The sequence below is a fragment of the Achromobacter deleyi genome (assembly GCF_016127315.1).
Taxonomy (GTDB): Bacteria; Pseudomonadota; Gammaproteobacteria; order Burkholderiales; family Burkholderiaceae_B; genus Achromobacter; species Achromobacter insuavis_A.
Window position 1 is genome coordinate 1,032,182 of sequence record NZ_CP065997.1, and the last position, 18,711, is coordinate 1,050,892.

At 68.8% G+C, this 18,711-nt stretch carries 14 protein-coding genes; 3 read left to right on the forward strand and 11 right to left on the reverse strand.

The genetic code is table 11. From position 1 onward, the window contains the following. Positions 1-22 precede the first annotated feature (22 nt). Positions 23-1,009 carry a Bug family tripartite tricarboxylate transporter substrate binding protein gene (locus I6I07_RS04605; RefSeq protein WP_198485799.1) on the forward strand — a complete coding sequence of 329 codons (987 nt, stop codon included), beginning with the start codon at positions 23-25 and terminating at the stop codon, positions 1,007-1,009. A gap of 27 nt (positions 1,010-1,036) precedes the next feature. Here I6I07_RS04605 and I6I07_RS04610 read toward each other — a convergent pair whose 3' ends face one another. After that, complete coding sequence (locus I6I07_RS04610) at positions 1,037-1,864, reverse strand: helix-turn-helix transcriptional regulator (protein WP_198485800.1); 828 nt, start codon at positions 1,862-1,864, stop codon at positions 1,037-1,039. Between the two features lie 210 nt (positions 1,865-2,074). Here I6I07_RS04610 and iaaH point away from each other — a divergent pair, with 210 nt between their 5' ends. Further along, positions 2,075-3,523 carry an indoleacetamide hydrolase gene (gene iaaH / locus I6I07_RS04615; protein ID WP_198485801.1) on the forward strand — a complete coding sequence of 483 codons (1,449 nt, stop codon included), beginning with the start codon at positions 2,075-2,077 and terminating at the stop codon, positions 3,521-3,523. A gap of 7 nt (positions 3,524-3,530) precedes the next feature. Here the strand turns inward: iaaH and I6I07_RS04620 are convergent, their stop codons facing one another. The 10 genes from I6I07_RS04620 to metH form a co-directional block, all read right to left on the reverse strand. Then, the gene (locus I6I07_RS04620) at positions 3,531-5,093 is read right to left on the reverse strand and encodes a mannitol dehydrogenase family protein (protein ID WP_198485802.1); all 1,563 of its coding nucleotides are present in this window, start codon (positions 5,091-5,093) and stop codon (positions 3,531-3,533) included. Further along, positions 5,081-6,292 (reverse strand): D-mannonate dehydratase ManD, encoded by a 1,212-nt coding sequence (gene manD / locus I6I07_RS04625; protein ID WP_006392650.1) that lies wholly within the window; start codon positions 6,290-6,292, stop codon positions 5,081-5,083. Before manD ends, I6I07_RS04620 begins: the two co-directional genes overlap by 13 nt. A 28-nt stretch (positions 6,293-6,320) precedes the next feature. Further along, positions 6,321-7,088, reverse strand: coding sequence for an amino acid ABC transporter ATP-binding protein (locus tag I6I07_RS04630; RefSeq protein WP_085943731.1), 768 nt, complete (start codon positions 7,086-7,088; stop codon positions 6,321-6,323). 104 nt (positions 7,089-7,192) lie between these two features. Beyond that, positions 7,193-7,852 carry an amino acid ABC transporter permease gene (locus I6I07_RS04635; protein ID WP_006392648.1) on the reverse strand — a complete coding sequence of 220 codons (660 nt, stop codon included), beginning with the start codon at positions 7,850-7,852 and terminating at the stop codon, positions 7,193-7,195. Then, a complete protein-coding gene (locus I6I07_RS04640) occupies positions 7,849-8,514 on the reverse strand; it encodes an amino acid ABC transporter permease (protein ID WP_006392647.1) in 666 nt (221 codons plus the stop codon). The genes I6I07_RS04635 and I6I07_RS04640 overlap by 4 nt, the downstream gene beginning before the upstream one ends. A 33-nt stretch (positions 8,515-8,547) precedes the next feature. After that, positions 8,548-9,585 (reverse strand): L-idonate 5-dehydrogenase, encoded by a 1,038-nt coding sequence (locus I6I07_RS04645; RefSeq protein WP_198485803.1) that lies wholly within the window; start codon positions 9,583-9,585, stop codon positions 8,548-8,550. A gap of 12 nt (positions 9,586-9,597) precedes the next feature. Continuing rightward, positions 9,598-10,431, reverse strand: coding sequence for a substrate-binding periplasmic protein (locus tag I6I07_RS04650; RefSeq protein ID WP_198485804.1), 834 nt, complete (start codon positions 10,429-10,431; stop codon positions 9,598-9,600). A 130-nt stretch (positions 10,432-10,561) separates the two neighbouring features. Beyond that, positions 10,562-11,428 carry a substrate-binding periplasmic protein gene (locus tag I6I07_RS04655; RefSeq protein ID WP_198485805.1) on the reverse strand — a complete coding sequence of 289 codons (867 nt, stop codon included), beginning with the start codon at positions 11,426-11,428 and terminating at the stop codon, positions 10,562-10,564. A gap of 83 nt (positions 11,429-11,511) precedes the next feature. After that, a complete protein-coding gene (locus tag I6I07_RS04660; protein WP_180188498.1) occupies positions 11,512-12,240 on the reverse strand; it encodes a FadR/GntR family transcriptional regulator in 729 nt (242 codons plus the stop codon). Positions 12,241-12,430: 190 nt separating this feature from the next. Beyond that, positions 12,431-16,204: a methionine synthase gene (gene metH / locus I6I07_RS04665; protein ID WP_198485806.1), complete on the reverse strand. Its 3,774-nt coding sequence runs from the start codon at positions 16,202-16,204 to the stop codon at positions 12,431-12,433. A gap of 447 nt (positions 16,205-16,651) precedes the next feature. Here metH and I6I07_RS04670 point away from each other — a divergent pair, with 447 nt between their 5' ends. After that, on the forward strand, positions 16,652-18,688 hold the full coding sequence (locus I6I07_RS04670; protein ID WP_198485807.1) for a TonB-dependent receptor: 2,037 nt from the start codon (positions 16,652-16,654) through the stop codon (positions 18,686-18,688). The last annotated feature ends 23 nt before the right edge of the window (positions 18,689-18,711 follow it).

Below are 18,711 nucleotides of genomic sequence, written 5' to 3' on the forward strand. Positions count from 1 at the left end.
ATCCGAGGAACCAGGAGGAGACATGAAAAACAATATCCGCTTTGCCATCACCACCGCCGTGGCCATGGCCGCATTGACCTGTGCCGCGGCCCAGGCCCAGTCCGGCGCGTTTCCCGAACGGCCGGTGCGCATGGTGCTGCCCTATTCCGTCGGCAGCGGCCCCGACGCGGTCGCCCGCATGGTCGGCGAACAACTGACGGCGGCGTGGAAGCAACCCGTCATCGTCGAGAACAAGCCCGGCGCCAACGGCTGGCTGGCCATCGGCGACGTCAAGCGCGCCGGCCGCGACGGCTACTCGCTCGCCATCGTCGACAACACCCACATGACCTTGCAGCCGCACCTGTACCGCAGCCTGCCGTTCGATCCGGTGGCCGACTTCGCCCCGGCCGCGCCGATCTATCACACCCACTTCTTCATCGTCGTCGGCGCCGGATCGCCCTGGAACAAGGTCAGCGACCTGGTCGAAGCGGCGCGGGCGCAGCCAGGCAAGCTGACCTATGGCACCTGGGGCATGGGCAGCGTGGCGCACGTCGGCACCGCCATGCTGCAGGACGCCACGCGCACCACCATGACGCACGTGCCGTTCAAGGACCTGGCCCAGCTCTACACGGCGGTCGCGAACGGCGAGGTCGACTGGGCCTTCGGCACGGCGGCGACGGTGCAGAATCTGTATCAGGCCAAACGGGTCAAGCTGCTGGCGCTGGCCGCCCCGGCGCGCCTGGCGTCGTACCCGGACGTGCCGACCGTGACCGAGAGCGGCGGGCCGGCGGACTTCGAACTGAAGACCTGGGTGGCGGCCTTCGCCCCCAAGGGCACGCCCGACGCGGTCCTGCAACGCATCAACGCCGGCATCGCCGCGGCCGTGCGCTCGCCGGCGGTGGCCAAGCGCTTCGAGACCTTCGGCTTCCAGGCCTGGCCGGCCGACGCGGCCGAACTGGTGCGGGCCCGCGAGGCGGATTCGGAACGTTTCGCCACGGTGGTCAGGAAGGCCGATATCTCGCTGGACTGACGCGCGGCGACGGCGGGCGGGGCGGCCTCAGTCCTGCCCGCCGCCGTCCAGCAGCATCACCAGTTTCAGGTCCAGGTGCGTCGCCAGGCGGAACGTGATCTGCTGGAAGGCCATGCGGCCGCGCCGCGGATGCGCGAACTCGCGCAGGCCGCCCTCGCGCTCGACCACCGCGTGCCGGTTCCACCAATGCGCGAACACCGGGCTCTGCCGGTTCAGCAGATCGATCAGCGCCAGCACCGCCGGCTCGTCCAGATGCGCGCCCGCGTCCGCCCGGAACTCGGCCACCACGCGCCGCGCCCGCTGCTCCCAGTCCACCACCAGCTCGCGCGCCGCCGAATCCAGGAAGATGTAGCGCAGCAGGTTCGGCTCGGGATCCCGGGCCGGCCAGTCGTCGAACAGCTCGCGCAGCGGTTCATTACAGGCCAGCACGTTCCAGGCCCGGTCCAGCACGTAGGCCGGCGCGGTGATGGCGTCCACGCACTCGCGCAGCGAACCCGGCGCGCCCAGCGCGTCATCGCGCGCATGCTGCGGGTCGGCGCAATCGGCCAGGTCGAACAGATAGGCCCGCTCGGCCCGCGCCAGCTGCAGCACCCCCGCGATGCGCGACCACACCGACGGCGACACCGACACCTCGCGCCCCTGCTCGATCCAGGTGTACCAGGTGACGCTGATGCCGCACAGCTGCGCCACCTCTTCGCGCCGCAGTCCGGGCGTGCGGCGGCGCATGCCTTCGGGCAGGCCGGCCATCTGCGGCGTGATGCGCGAGCGGGCGCTGCGTACGAATTCGCCCAGCGCCTGGCGGCGCAGGCGGGAGCCTTCGTGGCCGGCGGCGCCGGCTTGGGGGGAAGTGTTCATACCAGGATGAGCGTGGGACTTGTACGTGTATAAGCGTCGCCTATCTTAGCGCCTGCGCCGCGACCGCGTCGCACCGGTGGCACGACACCCGACCACGGGCCGGACCGGCGCCTCGACGAACAGCGCTCGACAGCGCTACGGTCGACCCTGTATAGAACGGGATCGAGCCCGAACGCATCGAAACCGACACCGACAAGGAGACAACCCGCCATGCCCGCGCCCCAGACGCCCTCGACCTGCCCGACCGTGACCGAAGCCGCGGCGCTGCTGCGCGCAGGCCGCGTCACCAGCGAAGCCCTCACCCGCGCCTGCCTGGACCGTATCGCCGCCCGCCAGGACCTCAACGCCTTCATCACCGTGGACGCGGACGGCGCGCTGGCCCAGGCGCGGGCGGCAGACGCCGCGCGCGCCGCGGGCCGCCCGGCGCGGCCGCTGGAGGGCGTGCCCGTGGCCATCAAGGACAACATCCACGTCGCGGGCCTGCCCAACACCGCCGGCACCCCGGCCCTGCGCCACTTCCGCCCGGCCGAGGACGCGCCGGTGGTGCAACGGCTGCGCGCGGCCGGCGCCGTCATCGTCGGCAAGACGCACATGCATGAACTGGCGTTCGGCGTGTCCGGCTACAACAGCGCCTATCCCGGCCCGCGGGGCGCGGGCACGCGCAACGCCTATGATCCCGAGCGCATCGCCGGCGGCTCGTCCTCGGGCAGCGGCGCCGCCGTGGGCGCGCGGCTGGTGCCGGCCGCGCTCGGCACCGATACGGGCGCCTCGGTGCGGCTGCCCGCCGCGGTCAACGGCGCCGTCGGCTTCCGGCCCTCGGTGGGCCGCTACGACGGCGCCGGCATCACGCCGATCTCGCATACCCGCGACACCCCCGGCCCCATCGCCAACGAGATGGCCGACATCGCGCTACTGGATGCCGTGCTGAGCGGCGACGACGCGCCGCTGCCCGTGCTGCCCGCCGCCGACCTGCGCCTGGGGCTGCCCGGCTATTTCTGGCAGGACCTGGACCCGCAGGTCGAGGCCACCATGCAGGCCGCCCTGGCGCGCCTGCGCGCGGCCGGCGTGACCCTGATCCCGCTCGACATGCCCGGCCTGGAAGCCAGCAACGCCGCCACCGGCATGCCGCTCTGCCTGTACGAGCAGAAGCCCGACCTGGTCGATTACCTGCAACGCCATCAGGTCGGCGTGAGTTTCGAGGAAGTGGTGGCGCAGATATCCAGCCCGGACGTGAAAGCCATCTTCGACGACCTGATCGTGCCCGGCGTGCTGCCCACGCCATCGGGCGAACTGCTGCCGCTGCGGCCGCTGTACGACAGCGCCATCGCCGAGCACCGCGACGCGCTCATCGATGTCTACCGCCGTGCGTTCGAGCAACACGCGTTGCACGGGCTGTTGTTCCCCACGGTGCCGGTGCCAACGCCGCTCGCCGCGCCCGAGGCCAGCAGCCTGGACAGCTTCCTGCGGCTGGCGCGCAACGTCGACCCCGGCAGCAACGCGGGCCTGCCTGGCCTGAGCCTGCCCGCCGGCCTGTCGGAAACGGGCCTGCCGCTCGGCCTGGAGGTGGATGGCCTGCCCGGCGAGGATCGCCAGATCCTCGCGGTCGGCGTGACGCTCGAACCGCTGCTGGGCCGACTGGCGCCGCCGACGCCGGCCTGACGCGCGTTCAGGCGGCGTCCACGCGCATGGCGGCCAGAGTGGCCTCCAGCGCGCCGGCCACGCCCAGCGTGCGCAGCGACTGCGCCGCCTGCGCCACCTCGCGCACGAAGCGCTCGTCCCCGCCCAGGTCGCCGAACACCGCGGCCAGGGCCGTCATCTCGCGCGCCCAGGCCAGCGCGGCGGCCGGTCCCGGCGGCGCGGCGCGAGCCGCCTCTTCGGCCTGCGCCAGCCGCTGCGCCAGGGTATCGGCTAGCGGGTCCTCTATCGGAAAGCGCCGCCCCGCCTGGTCGACGCCGCGCAGGAAATGCAGCCAGCCCGCCAGCGCCAGCGCCAGTCCGGTGATCGGCTGGTCCGCCGCCAGCCGCGCCCGCAGCGTGCCCAGCAGGCGCTGCGGCATCTTCTGCGAACCGTCCATGGCGATCTGCCGCGTCTGGTGCCGCAGCGCCGGGTTGGCGTAGCGTTGCAGCAGCCGCTCCTGGTAGGCCGCCAGGTCCAGCCCGGGCAGCGCGGGCAGGGTCGGCGCGATCTCGGTGCGCATCAGGTCGGCCAGGTAACGCCGCAGCGCTGGCTGGGCCACCGCCTGGTCCACCGTGGCCCAGCCCGCCATCACCGACAGGTACGCCAGCGCCGAATGCGCGCCATTCACCATGCGCAGCTTGAGCGTCTCGAACGGCGCCGCCTGCGTGGCGAAGCGCGCCCCGCCCGCGGCCCAGTCCGGCCGGCCGGCGGCGAAATGATCTTCCACCACCCATTCCAGGAATGGCTCGGCCTGCACCGGCCAGGCATCCGTCATGCCCAGCGCCTGCGCCACCGCCGCGCGGTCCTCGTCGGTGGTGCGCGGCACGATGCGGTCCACCATCGAGCATGGGAAGGTGCAGGCCTGGCCGATCCATTCGGCCAGCCGCGCGTCGACCTGTTCCGCGAACGCCAGCACCAGACCGCGCAGCAGATGGCCGTTGCTCGGCAGGTTGTCCAGCGACAGCAGCGTCACCGGCCCCAGTCCCGCCGCGCGGCGCCGCTGCAGGCCCCACACCAGGAAACCGATGGTGCTGCGCGGCGCCAGCGGCTGGCCCAGATCGTGAACGATATCGGGATGCGCCAGGTTCAGTGCGCCGCTGGCCGGATCGTGGCAATAGCCTTTCTCGGTCACGGTCAGACTGACGATGCGCGTGTACGGACTGGCGATGCGCGCCAGCACCGCCTGCGGATCCTCGGGCGCCACCAGCGTCTCCAGCAGGCAGCCGATCACGGCCAGCTGCTGTTGCGGCCGGCCGTCGGCGTCGGCGCTGCGCAGCGCCAGCGTATACAGCCCGTCCTGCGGCGCCAGCGCGTCGCGGGTGTCGGCCTGCCGCAGCGACACGCCGCAGATGCCCCAGCGCGGGTCGCCGCTGGCATGGAGGGCCGCTTCATTGACCGCCGCCAGGTGGCCACGCGCGAACGCGCCCAGCCCCAGGTGCACGATGCCGGCGCGCAAGGCGCCACGGTCATAGGCCGGCCGCGCCACGCCGGGAGCCAGGGCCTGCAGGCGCGCCGGATGCAGCCTGACGGCCGCGGGCGCTACCAGTTCCATAACGTGCCGTCCTGCTGCAGCCGGTTCACCGGCAGGTAGGCGCGCTTGTACGGATACTTGGCGGCCAGCTTCTCGTCGATGTCGACGCCGTGGCCCGGCACGTCGCCCGGATACAGCATGCCCTGCGAGAAGGTGTAGGCGTGCGGAAACACCGCGTCCGTCTCCTCGGTGTGGCGCATGTATTCCTGGATGCCGAAGTTCGGCACCCACAGGTCGAAGTGCAGCGCCGCGCCCATGCACACCGGCGACAGGTCGGTGGCGCCATGGCAGCCGGTGCGCACCTGGTACAGCGAGGCCAGATCGGCGATGCGGCGCAGGTGGGTGATGCCGCCGGCGTGCACCACCGTGGTTCGGATGTAGTCGATCAGCTGGTTCTGCACCAGGTCCTTGCAGTCCCAGATCGAATTGAAGATCTCGCCCACCGCCAGCGGCGTGGTGGTGTGCTGGCGGATCAGGCGGAAGGCCTCCTGGTTCTCGGCCGGCGTGGCGTCCTCCATCCAGAACAGGTTGTACGGCTCCAGCGACTTGCCCAGTCGGCCGGCCTCGATCGGCGTCAGGCGGTGGTGCACGTCGTGCAGCAGGTGATGCTCGAAGCCGAGCTTTTCGCGGATGCGCTCGAACAGCTTGGGCGTGTGCTGCAGGTACTTCTCGGTGGACCAGTCGTGCTCGCTCGGCAGGTCGGCGTCGGCGGGTTCGTAGAACAGGTTGCCGCGGCCCACGCCGTAGACCTTGTCCAGCCCCGGCACGCCGCTCTGCGCGCGAATGGCGCGGTAGCCCATGTCGGCGTAGCGCAGCACTTCGTCGACGGTGTGCTCGATGTCGCTGCCGTTGGCGTGGCCGTAGACCATGACGCCGGTGCGGCTCTTGCCGCCCAGCAGTTGGTACAGCGGCAAGCCGGCGGCCTTGGCCTTCAGGTCCCACAGCGCGGTGTCGACCGCGGCGATGGCGGTCATCGTGACCGGGCCGCGGCGCCAGTAGGCGCCCTTGTACAGGTACTGCCAGATATCCTCGATCTGGTGCGCGTCGCGGCCGATCAGGCAAGGCACCACGTGTTCGGTCAGGTAGGCCGCCACGGCCAGCTCGCGCCCGTTCAGGGTGGCGTCGCCGATGCCGGTCAGGCCCTGGTCGGTCTCGATCTTCAGGGTCACGAAATTGCGGCCCGGCGAACAAACAATGACGCGTGCGTTCGTAATTTTCATCATGGATTCCGTGAAAACGGGAGGGTGTTCAGCCTTCCCAGCCCAGGTGGCTGAGGAAGTCGCGGGTACGGGCGACCTGCGGGTTGTCGAAAATCTGCGCGGGCGGGCCCTGTTCCAGGATGGCGCCGTTCTCGAACACCACCACCCAGTTGGCCACGCGCCGCGCGAAACTCATTTCATGCGTGACGACGATCATGGTCATGCCTTCCTGCGCCAGCTTCTTCATGACGTTCAGCACTTCGCCCACGGTCTCGGGGTCGAGCGCCGAGGTCGGCTCGTCGAACAGCATCACTTCCGGCTCCATCGCCAGCGCGCGGGCAATGGCCACGCGCTGCTGCTGGCCGCCGGACAGGTTGGCGGGAAAGTTGCCGGCCTTGTTGGCCAGGCCGACCTTCTCCAGCAGCGCCATGGCGCGGGCCCGCGCCTGTTCCGGCGCCATGCCGAGCACGGTGATCGGCCCCATGGCGACGTTGTCCAGCGCCGACTTGTGCGGAAACAGCTCGAAGCTCTGGAACACCATGCCCATGCGCTGGCGCACCTTGCGCACTTCCGACTCGGCCTCCGGCACCGCCACGCCGTCCAGCAGCACGCGGCCGCCGTCGATCTTCTCCAGCGCGTTGGTGCAGCGCAGGAGCGTGGACTTGCCCGAGCCCGACGGGCCGATCAGGCACATCACCTCGCCCTTGTTGACCTGCAGCGAGACGTCGTTCAACGCCACGAAATCGCCGTAGACCTTGCGCACGTGCTCGTACAGCAGCACCGGCGGCTGATCGGCGCCCTTACGGGCGGCAGCCATTGCTGCGGCGGCCGTCGCTGCGGCAGCCGTTGCTGCGGCAGCCGTTGCTGTGGCAGCCACCGCCCCATTGGCCTTGCCGGCCACTTGTTCCAGGATCATCTCGTTCACTCCTTGACTCCGTATTTGCGGTGGATCCAGTCGACCAGCTTGGCCTGCGGATAGCCCATCAGCCAATAGATCACCGCCATCGCGGTCAGCATTTCCAGCACGCGGAAGCTCTGCGCGCGCACCTGCATCGAGGCGTAGGCCAGCTCGCTGACGGCGATCACCGACACCAGCGAGGTGTCCTTGAACAGCGAGATCCAGGTGCTGGCCAGCACCGGCAGGATGCGCCGCGCCGCCTGCGGCACCAGCACCTTGAACATGGCCTGGCGGCGCGACATGCCCATCGCCAGCGCGGCCTCCATCTGGCCCTTGCGGATCGAATTGATGCCGGCGCGGAAGGTCTCGGAGTTGTAGGCCGACACGTTCAGCACCAACGCCACCAGCGCCGTCGTCACCGCCGAGAACTGCACGTCCAGCGCCATCGGCATCACGTAGAACGCCCAATAGATCACCAGGATCAGCGGCAGGTTGCGGAAGAACTCGACGATCGCCACCGCGACGCCGTTGGCCACGCGGTTCGACGACAGCCGCATCAGCGCCAGCACCATGCCGCCCGGCACCGCCAGCGCCATCGTCACCACCGTCAGCATCACGGTCATGGCCGCGCCCTGCAGCAGCACCTGGCGCGAGTCCCAGATAATTCCCCAGTCCAGATTCATGAGCGCCCCAGGTGTGCGTAACGTTGGTACAGCCGGTCCACGCCGCGCGTCACCGGGAACAGGATCACGAAGTACGCCACGATCACCGCGGTGAACACCTCGATCGGCCGGTAGCTCTGCCCGGCGATCGTCTCGGCCTTGTGCATCAGCTCGGGCACCGCGATCACGGTGGCGATGGCGGTGTCCTTGATCGCCACCGTCAGCACCGAGCCGAAGGCCGGCAGCATGCGGATGGTGGCCTGCGGCAGGATGATCTTGCGCAGCGCCTGGGCCCGCGACATGCCGAGCGCCAGGCCGGCGCGCATCTGCCCCGGCCGCACCGACTCGATGCCGGCGCGGATCACCTCGGCCGAATAGGCCGCGATGTGCAGCGTCAACGCCACCAGCGCCGCCCAGAACGGCGCGAAGGTCACGCCGGCCAGCAGCGGGAAGGCGAAGTAGATCCACACCAGCACCACCAGCACCGGGATGGCGCGCATGCTGTCGATGTAGAACACCAGCAGCACCCGCAGCCAACGCGGCCCGTACAGGCGCAGCAGCGCGATCACCAGGCCCAGCAGGATGCTGGACACCGCCGTGACGGCACTGAGCGCCACCGTGATGCCCAGGCCGCTGGCGAAGAAACGCCAGTTATCGACGATGGGGGAAAAATCGAAATCCATGGAATCTCCGTGCCGACACGAGCCCGGGCGGGCTCAGAACGTCACCATCACTTTCATGGCCTGGCGCCGGTCGGCCGCCAGCGCGAAGGCCTCGTGCGCCTGGCGCGCCGGCACCGCCGCCGTCAGCAGCGGCGCGACGTCCACCAGGCCGCGGCCCAGGTAGTCCACCGCCCAGGCGTATTCATCGACGAAGCGGAAGCTGCCGACGACGTTCAGGCTCTTGACCATGATCTGGTTGAACGGGCACTGCTCGCTGCTGCCATTCAGCGTGCCGACCGTGACGATGGTGCCGCGCGGCCGCGTGGCGCGGATGCAGTTGGCCAGCCCGGCGTAGTTGCCGGAAGCCTCGAAGCACACATCGACCGTGCCCTTGCCCGCCGCCAGCTCGTCCAGCGCGGCCGGCTCGGCGGCGGCGTTGATGGTGCGCGTGGCGCCGACCTTGGCGCAGGTGGCCAGGGTCTGGTCGACGATGTCGACCACGATGACGTGGCTGGCGCCGGCCAGGCGCGCCGCCATCAGCACCAGCGCGCCGATCGGCCCGGCGCCCACCACCATCACCGTCTTGCCCAGCAACGATCCGGCGCTGCGCACCGCGTGCAACGCCACCGCCAGCGGCTCGCCGAAGGCGGCCAGCTCGAACGACAGGCTGTCGGGCACCGGCACGCACTGTTTTTCCTGCACCACCACCTGCTCGCGCATCGCGCCCTGCATGTGCGGATAGCGGCTGGCGCTGCCGAAGAAGAACACCGCCTCGCAGTGGTTGGAATCGCCCTGGCGGCAGTAGCGGCACACGCCGCAGGTGCGCGCCGGATCCAGCGCCACGCGGTCGCCCGGCTTGACGGCGGTGACCCCCGAACCGACCTCCAGCACCTGGCCCGAGGCCTCGTGGCCGGGCGTCAGCGGTTCGCGGATGACGAAATCGCCGACCCGGCCGTGGCGGTAGTAATGCAGGTCCGAACCGCAGATGCCGACCGCCTTGACGCCGACGCGCACTTGCGTCGGGCCCAGCGGCTCGGGCGCCTGCTCGACCAGCCGCAGGTCTTCGGCCCCATGGATTGCGCAATTGAGCATGGTGTGTCCGCCTTACTTCAGGGTCTGGGTCATGCGGCGCTCTTCGGCCACCAGTTCGGGATGCATGCGCGCTTCCACCTTGCGCAGCCACTCCAGGTACACCGGCTGGTTCTTGGCCACGCCCATGCCCGCGTCGATCGCGAAGATCTTGCTGTCCTGGCAGTCGTTTTCCTTGGGGAACACGGCCAGGCCCTTGACCTTCCTGCTGATGTTGGGCCACAGCATGCGGTTCAGCGGCGCCACGTCGGAGCGGCCCGCCAGCACTTCCTCGATCGGCGCCACCGAGCCCGAGTTGGTCACGCCGCGCAGCTTGGCCTTGGGAAAGTTCTCCAGCACCAGCGGCTCTTCGCCGGCGCCCGAGAAATACGCCATGGTGATGCCGGGCTGGTTGAAGTCCTCGACCTTGGTGGCGTTGGTGAACTTGGGGTTGGACGCCAGGCCGAACATGCAGACGCTGGTGTTCGAGAAGGTGACGAAGTCGATGATCTTGGCGCGCTCGGCGTTCTGGTTCAGCGGCCCGATCATGATGTCCATCTGGTTGGCGATCAGCGCCGGCACCTTGGTTTCGTGGCTGACCTGCACCGGCACGATCTTCACGTCCAGCAGGCGCGCGAATTCCTTGCCCAGCAGCCAGGACGAGCCCATCCAGGGTTCGCCCGAGCCGGTGGTGTTCTGCACCAGCCACGGCGGGTTGTTGACCACGCCCACGCGCAGCACGCCGGCCTTGCGGATGGCGTCGATGCGCGGGCTCTCGCCGGGCGCGGGCGGCGTCTGCGCCTGGGCGGTGGCGGCGCCGGCCAGCAGCAGGGCGGCGGCGGCGAAGCGGGAAAGGAAGGACGGTTGCATTGCGGTCTCCTTGGAGGGAAGCCCGGCGGCGGACGCCGGATGCGGACGCGCGAGGCCGCGGGCAGTCGCCCGGGCCGCGCGCCTTGCGCGTGGTCGGAAAATCCAGGGGGTGGGAAAAGGCCGGTGCGGCCTACGGGGTCTGTTCGATGATGCGCATTTCGTCGGCGTCCAGGCGCGTCTTCATGCCGGCGGCCACCTGCCGCAGCCAGGCCAGGTATTCGGGTTGGTTCTTGTCGATCGCCAGGCCCACCGGCGAGGCCTTTTCGGTGCTCTGCTGGCAGTTGGCCTCGGCGGGCAGCACGGCCAGACCGCGCACCTTGCGGCTCAGGCCGACCCAGGGCACGCGGTTGATCGGCGCCGCGTCGGCGCGCTTGGCCATGATTTCCTCGATCGGCGCGGTGGCGCCCGAGTTGGCCACGGCGCGCAGCGTCGCGTTGGGAAAGCGCTGCTTGACCCAGGCCTCCTCGGCGCCGCCGGTGAAATAGGCGATGGTGACGCCGGGCCGGTTCAGGTCATCGACCGACTTGGCCGCGGCCACCTTGGCATTCGACGCCAGGCCGAACAGGCAGACGCTGGTGGACGAATACAGCACGAAGTCGACCACTTTCAGGCGCTCCGGCGTCTCGGCCAGCGGGCTGATGGTCATGTCGACCTGATTGGCCGCCAGCACCGGCACCTTGGTCTCGTGCGAGACCTGCACCGGCGTCAGCTTCACGCCCAGCAGGCGGGCGTATTCCTTGGCCAGCAGCCAGGCCGGACCGCTCCAGCCCTCGCCGCCCTTGCCGGACACGTCCTGCAGCAGCCAAGGCGCGTTCTGCAGCACGCCGACGCGCAGCTCGCCCGCCTTGCGGATCGCATCGATGCGCGCGCTCTGGCCCGCCGCGGGCGCTTCCTGCGCTATCGCCGGCGCCGCCAGCGCATAGGCCGCCAGCGCGCACGCCGACAGCATCGCCGCCGCCCTGTGCCAGGCGCGGCTCCCCTTGTTCCTTTGCTGCATCCTGTTGTCTCCTGATGTGTGTCGCCCGGTTCCGGGGCGCGGTATCTTCCGCGCTCTGCCGGGGGCCGCCTGCCGGTACTACGTCAACGCCACCCCTGCGCGAATTCGCCGATCACGCGTTCGAGGTGATTGCGCATGGCCTGCCGCGCGCCGTCCGCATCGCGCGCCACCAGCGCGCTGAAGATGCGCTGATGGTCTTCCTGCGAAGCCTGGCGCAATTCCTGCGTATGGAAATGCTGTTCGATCTTTTCCCAGATGGGCCCTTGCGCCTGGTCCCACATCGCCGTCACGGTGCCCAGCAGCACGCTGTTGCCGGTGGACTGCGCGATGTACAGGTGGAAACGGCGGTCGGCCTCCTGGTTTTCTTCCTTGTGCATCATCTGCTCGCGCATGGTGGTCAGCGCCTCGAAGATGCGATCCAGGTCGGCATCGTTGCGGGTGCTGGCCGCCAGCGCGGCGATTTCCGATTCGACCAGGCAGCGCGCGCGCAGCAGCTCGAACGGCCCGGCGCCCGGCTCCTGCGCGGCCGGCAGCCGCGCCACGCCCGGGCGCGGTTCACAGACATAGATGCCCGAGCCGCCGCGCACTTCCACCACGCCCTGCAGTTCCAGCGCGATGATGGCCTCGCGCAGCGAGGTGCGGCTGACGTCGAAGCGCTCGGCCAGCGCGCGCTCGGCCGGCAGGCGCTTGCCCACCGCGAACTCGCCCTGCGCCACCAGCGCCTGGATCTGCGCGGCCAGCCGCAGGTAGGCGCGGTCGGCCACCGGCTTGCCGGCGGGTTCTTCGGGCTTGGGAATCAGTTGTAGTGTCATGTCGGTTGAAAGTGGTTGGACCAAATATTATGTGGTTTACCAATTTGTCGCATCATGGTTTACCACTATCCATTTGGTAAACCGTCCGAATAAAACAAAGCGCCGCGCCGGACGAGCCGGGGCGGCGCTGGGGTGGCGCTGGGGTGGCGCTGGAATGCCGGGCGGGCCCGGCGCGGCGGCGCGGGCCGCCTCAGCCCAGGTTCGGCGCCAGGGTGCGCTTGAGGTCCTCGATGCTGCGGCCGCTGCGCGCGGCGTAGTCCTGCAACTGGTCTTCGCCAATGATGCCGACGTTGAAGTACTGCGACTGCGGATGGCTGAAGTAGAAACCCGACACGCTCGAGGCCGGGAACATGGCGTAGCTGTCGGTCAGCATCATGCCGATGTCGGCGCCGTCCAGCACGCGGAACATGTCGGTCTTGACCACGTGTTCCGGGCAGGCCGGATAGCCGGGCGCCGGGCGGATGCCGACGTACTTCTCGGCGATCATGTCATCGATGGACAGCGCCTCGTCGGCCGCGTAGCCCCACAGGTCCTGGCGCACGCGGGCGTGCAGGCATTCGGCGAAGGCTTCGGCCAGGCGGTCGGCCAGCGACTTCAGCATGATGCTGGAGTAGTCGTCCAGCGCCTTCTCGAACTCGGCTTCCTTCTTCTCGATGCCCAGGCCCGCCGTCACCGCGAACATGCCGATGTAGTCCAGCTTGCCGCTGGACTTCGGCGCGATGAAGTCCGACAGCGACTTGTTGCTGACGCCCTCGCGCTTGGCGCCCTGCTGGCGCAGGTTGCGGTAGGTGAACAGCACCTCGCTGCGGCTCTCGTCCTTGTAGACCTCGATGTCCTCGTCGTTGACGCTGTTGGCCGGGTAGAAGCCGACCACGCCGTTGGCGGTCAGCCAGCGGCCCTCGACGATGCGCTTCATCATGGCCAGGCCGTCGGCGTAGACCTTGCGCGCCTGCTCGCCCACGACCTTGTCGTCCAGGATCGCCGGGAACGGGCCGAACAGGCTCCAGGTCTGGAAGAACGGGCCCCAGTCCACGTACTTGGCGATCTCGGCCAGGTCGTAGCTCTTGAAGGTGCGGCGGCCGATGAACTTGGGGCGCGGCGGCGTGTAGCTGTCCCAGTCGATCCGCGGCCGCGAGGCGCGCGCCTCGGCCAGCGGCAGGATCGGCGCGGCCTTGCGGTTGGCGTGGCGGCGGCGCACGTCCTCGTATTCCTCGGCCAGTTCCGCCAGGTAGGCGTCCGACTGGTCGGACATCAGGTTGGTGGCCACGCCCACCGAGCGGCTGGCGTCCGGCACGTAGATCACCGGCCCTTCGTAGTTCGGCGCGATCTTGACGGCGGTGTGCACGCGGCTGGTGGTGGCGCCGCCGATCATCAGCGGCACCTTGCGGCTGCGGAAATACTCGTCGCGCTGCATTTCCGAGGCGACGTAGGCCATTTCCTCCAGGCTGGGCGTGATCAGGCCCGACAGGCCGACGATGTCGGCGTTCTCTTCCTTGGCCTTCTCCAGGATCTGGGCGCAGGGCACCATCACGCCCATGTTCACCACTTCGAAGTTGTTGCACTGCAGGACCACCGACACGATGTTCTTGCCGATGTCGTGCACGTCGCCCTTGACGGTGGCGATGACGATCTTGCCCTTGGCGCGCACGTCGCCGCCCGCGGCCGCGATCTGGCGCTTTTCCTCTTCGATGAAGGGAATCAGGTGGGCCACCGCCTGCTTCATCACGCGCGCCGACTTCACCACCTGCGGCAGGAACATCTTGCCTTCGCCGAACAGGTCGCCGACCACGTTCATGCCGTCCATCAGCGGGCCTTCGATCACCTCGATCGGACGGCCGCCGCGCGCGGCGATCTTCTGGCGCACCTCTTCGGTGTCCTCGACGATGAAGGCGGTGATGCCGTGCACCAGCGCGTGCGACAGGCGCGCCTCGACTCCGGCATTGCGCCAGGCCAGGTCTTCTTCCTTCTTGGCGCCCGAGCCCTTCACCGTGTCGGCGAACTGCACCAGGCGCTCGGTCGGCGTGCGCTCATCGGCCGGGTCGGTCTTGCCGACCGGCTCGGCGCGGTCCAGCACCACGTCCTCGACCAGGTCGCGCAGCTTGGGATCGAGGTCGGCATACACGCCCAGCTGGCCGGCGTTGACGATGCCCATCGTCATGCCTTCCTTGACCGCGTAATACAGGAACACGGTGTGGATGGCCTCGCGCATCGGCTCGTTGCCGCGGAACGAGAAGCTCACGTTCGACACGCCGCCCGAGATGCGGGCATGCGGCAGGTTCTCGCGGATCCAGCGCGTGCCCTCGATGAAGTCGACGGCGTAGTGGTTGTGCTCGTCGATGCCGGTGGCGACCGCGAACACGTTGGGATCGAAAATGATGTCTTCCGGCGGGAAGCCCTCTTCCTCGACCAGGATCTTGTAGGCGCGGCCGCAGATCTCCTTGCGGCGTTCCAGCGTGTCGGCCTGGCCCAGTTCGTCGAACGCCATCACCACCACCGCCGCGCCGTAGCGGCGGCACAGGCGGGCGTGGTGGCGGAACGGCTCCAGGCCTTCCTTCATCGAGATCGAGTTGACCACCGGCTTGCCCTGCACGCATTTCAGGCCGGTCTCGATCACGTCCCACTTGGAACTGTCGATCATGACCGGCACGCGCGCGATGTCGGGCTCGGAGGCGATCAGGTTCAGGAAGCGGTGCATGCACGCCACCGAATCCAGCATGGCCTCGTCCATGTTGATGTCGATGATCTGCGCGCCGTTCTCGACCTGCTGGCGGGCCACGGCCAGCGCCTCGTCGTATTTCTCTTCGCGGATCAGGCGCGCGAACATCTTGCTGCCGGTGACGTTGGTGCGCTCGCCCACGTTCACGTACAGCGTGTCTTCGTCGATGTTGAGCGGCTCCAGGCCCGACAGGCGGGTCTTGACCGGAATGTCCGGCACCACCCGCGGCGTCAGCGCCGTGACCTTGTCGGCGATCGCGCGGATGTGGTCGGGCGTGGTGCCGCAGCAGCCGCCCGACATGTTCACCAGCCCGGCGCGGGCGAATTCCTCCAGCAGCGCCGAGGTGTCGGCCGGCGTCTCGTCGAAGCCGGTCTCGGCCATCGGGTTGGGCAGGCCGGCATTGGGGTAGACGCAGACGTAGGTATCGCAGATCTTGGACAGCTCGGCCACGTACGGACGCATCAGCGCCGCGCCCAGCGCGCAGTTCAGGCCGATGGTGACCGGGCGCGCATGGCGCACCGAGTTCCAGAAGGCCTCGACGGTCTGGCCCGACAGGATGCGGCCGGAGGCGTCGGTGACGGTGCCCGAGATCATCACCGGCAGGCGGATGCCGCGCTGCTCGAACACTTCCTCGGTGGCGAAGATCGCCGCCTTGGCGTTGAGCGTGTCGAAGATGGTCTCGATCAGGACGATGTCGATGCCGCCGTCCAGCAGGCCGTTGAGCTGTTCGATATAGGCGACGCGCAGCTCGTCGAAGGTGACGTTGCGCGCGCCCGGGTCGTTCACGTCGGGCGAGATCGACGCCGTCTTGGGCTGCGGGCCGAGCGCGCCGGCCACGAAGCGCGGCTTGTCCGGCGTGCTGTACTGGTCACAGGCCTCGCGCGCCAGCTGCGCGGACACCAGGTTCAATTCGTAGGCCAGCTCCGGCAGGTCATAGTCGCCCTGCGCGATCGAGGTGGCGCCGAAGGTGTTGGTCTCGATGACGTCGGCGCCGGCCTCCAGGTACTGGCGGTGGATCTCCGAGATCACGTCCGGCCGCACCAGCGACAGCAGCTCGTTGTCGCCCTTCAGGTCCTTGCCATGGCCGGCGAAACGTTCGCCGCGGAAATCGGCCTCGCCCAGCTTGTAGCGCTGGATCATCGTGCCCATCGCTCCGTCCAGGATCAGGATGCGCTGGCCGAGCAGCCGGGCGAAGTCGCCGCCGCGGGTGAAGCGCTCGGGCGGATAAGGCAGGCGGGGATACGACACGTTCAGGTCCGAAGGGAGGGGTTGGGCAACGAAAGCGGCCGCGCAAATGTCGCTAAAAAGCGATAAAGGCCGAAAAATCAACCCCTGATCGTAACAAAACAGGCCCTGTTTCGCCCTGCGGTGATACAGTTTCGGCCCCGAACCGGTGCTTTCGGCGCACTGGGACAGGCAAGAACGCAACACTTGCCGGTCCGCGCGCGAAAGGTAAACGGGAAACAGGAAGACATCCGCCCCGCCGCCCACAAGGCCGGCCGGCCCGGACATCCAGCCTGTGCTGCCCCCGCAACGGTCCCCATGCGCGCGATGCGCCCATGGCAGCCCGATACCGGCCAGTTCGATCGCCAGGACGCCCGTCCGGCGCCCGCTCCCAGGAGGCGCGGCGTGGCCCGGGTTTCCTCCCCATCGTGATTGACCTGCGGGGTCGCGGGTCGCATCGAGGTCTTGTAGATGAAATCCCGCTCCATCCGGCGCTACGCCGGCGCCCTGCTCTGCTCCGCCCCGGCCCTGTCCGCCGCCCAGCAAGCCGCCACCCCCGCCCCCGAACTCGACAGCATCACCGTCACCGCCCAGCGCGTGCCGACGGATGGCCGCACGCTGCCCGTGTCGATCTCGGTCATCACCGCCGAAGACATCGCCGCCAGCAGCGCCCGCACCATGCAGGACCTGCTGTCGACGCAGGCCGGCATCCACTTGATCAACAACTCAGGCTCGGCCGACGGCGCCATGGTCGACCTGCGCGGCTTCGGCGTGACCGGCGCCAGCAACACGCTGATCATGATCGACGGCGTCAAGCAGAACCCCAACGACCTGTCCGCCCCCAACTTGGGCGTGGTGCCCCTGGACCAGGTCGAGCGCGTCGAAATCGTGCGCGGCAGCGGTTCGGTGCAATACGGCGGCGGCGCCACCGGCGGCGTGATCAACATCATCACCCGCAAGGACTTCGCCAAGGAGCCGGTCACGGCCCGCGCCACCGCCACTTTCGGCAGCTACGGCCTGCGCCAGTACGACGCCGCCGTGGCGCTGAACAACCAGAAGGTCGGGGTCGACGCCTACATGCAATCGCTGCACAGCGATGGCTACCGCGACAACAACGCCGAAACCCGTGAGGGCGGCGGCGGCGGCATCACTTTCCGCCATGCCGACGGCTCGATCCGCCTGTACGGCAACACCACCACGCAGCGCCTGGAACTGCCCGGCCCGCGCCAGATCAATCCGCTCACCGGCCTGAACCAGTACCAGGACGACCGCCGCGGCGCCAAGAACGACGCCGACTTCATCAAGTCCACGTCGACCACCATCGGCCTGCAGCTCGAACAGGCGCTGGGCGTCGGCACGCTCTACGCCGACCTGGCCAGCCGCAACAAGAAACTGCACGGCCTGACCTACGCCGCGCCCAGCATGTTCGACAACGGTGGCGACACGCTGCGCGACCAGAAGCTGGTGGAAAACAGCGCCAGCCTGCGCTACCGCCTGCCGATCACCGGCGGCCACAGCGTCATCCTCGGCGCCGATGCGCTCGAATCCAGGAGCACGGTAACGCAAGACGCCTACTACGACCCGATCCAATCCAAGATGCAATCGCGCCAGCATCAATACGGGCTGTTCGCCGAAGGCCAGATCCGCGCCACCGAAAGCACCAACATCACCATGGGCGTGCGCCGCCAGTACGCCTCGGACAAGCTGGAAATCCTGTCCGGTACCGGCGGCAATCCGTCGGACAGCGGCCACCACCTGACCGCCTGGCAGTTGGGCGTGCGCCAGGACCTGAGCAGCGGTTTCGGCGTGTACGGCAAGGTCGGCCGCAGCTTCCGCCTGGCCAACAGCGACGAATTGCTGTGGGTGCAGAATCCGCTGGCGCCCCAAACCTCCACCGACAAGGAACTGGGCGTGACCTGGCAATCGGAACGCAGCAGCGCCCGCCTGTCGTGGTTCCGCTATGACCTGACCAACGAAATCCAGTACAACCCGCTGGCCGACATGTTCGGCGCCAACGTCAACCTGGATCCGACCCGCCGCCAAGGCATCGAACTGGAAGGCCATCATGAGATCGTCCGCGGCGTGACGCTGGATGCCAACCTGACCTGGATGGAAGCGCAGTTCCGCTCGGGCACCTACAACGGCGTCGACCTGGCCGGCAAGACCGTGCCGATGGCGCCGAAGTGGCTGGCCAATGCCGGCGTGACCTGGCGCCCCACCGACGCGTTCCTGTGGAACGTGGCCGCGCAATACGTCGGCAAGTCGCGCCTGGACAACGACCAGGCCAACGAGTTCGACAAGCAGCTGGACGCCTACGTGCTGTTCAACACCAAGGTCGCGTACAAGTTCACCCGCAACATCGAAGGCGCGGTGGGCGTGAACAACATCCTGGACCGCAAGTACGCCACCTACGGCATCCGCAGCGGCAGCCTGGGCGAAACGGGCCCGTACAACCTGTACCCCGCGCCCGGCCGCAACTTCTACGCATCCCTCACGGTGCGTTACTAAGCGGCGATCCGATATAGTCGGCG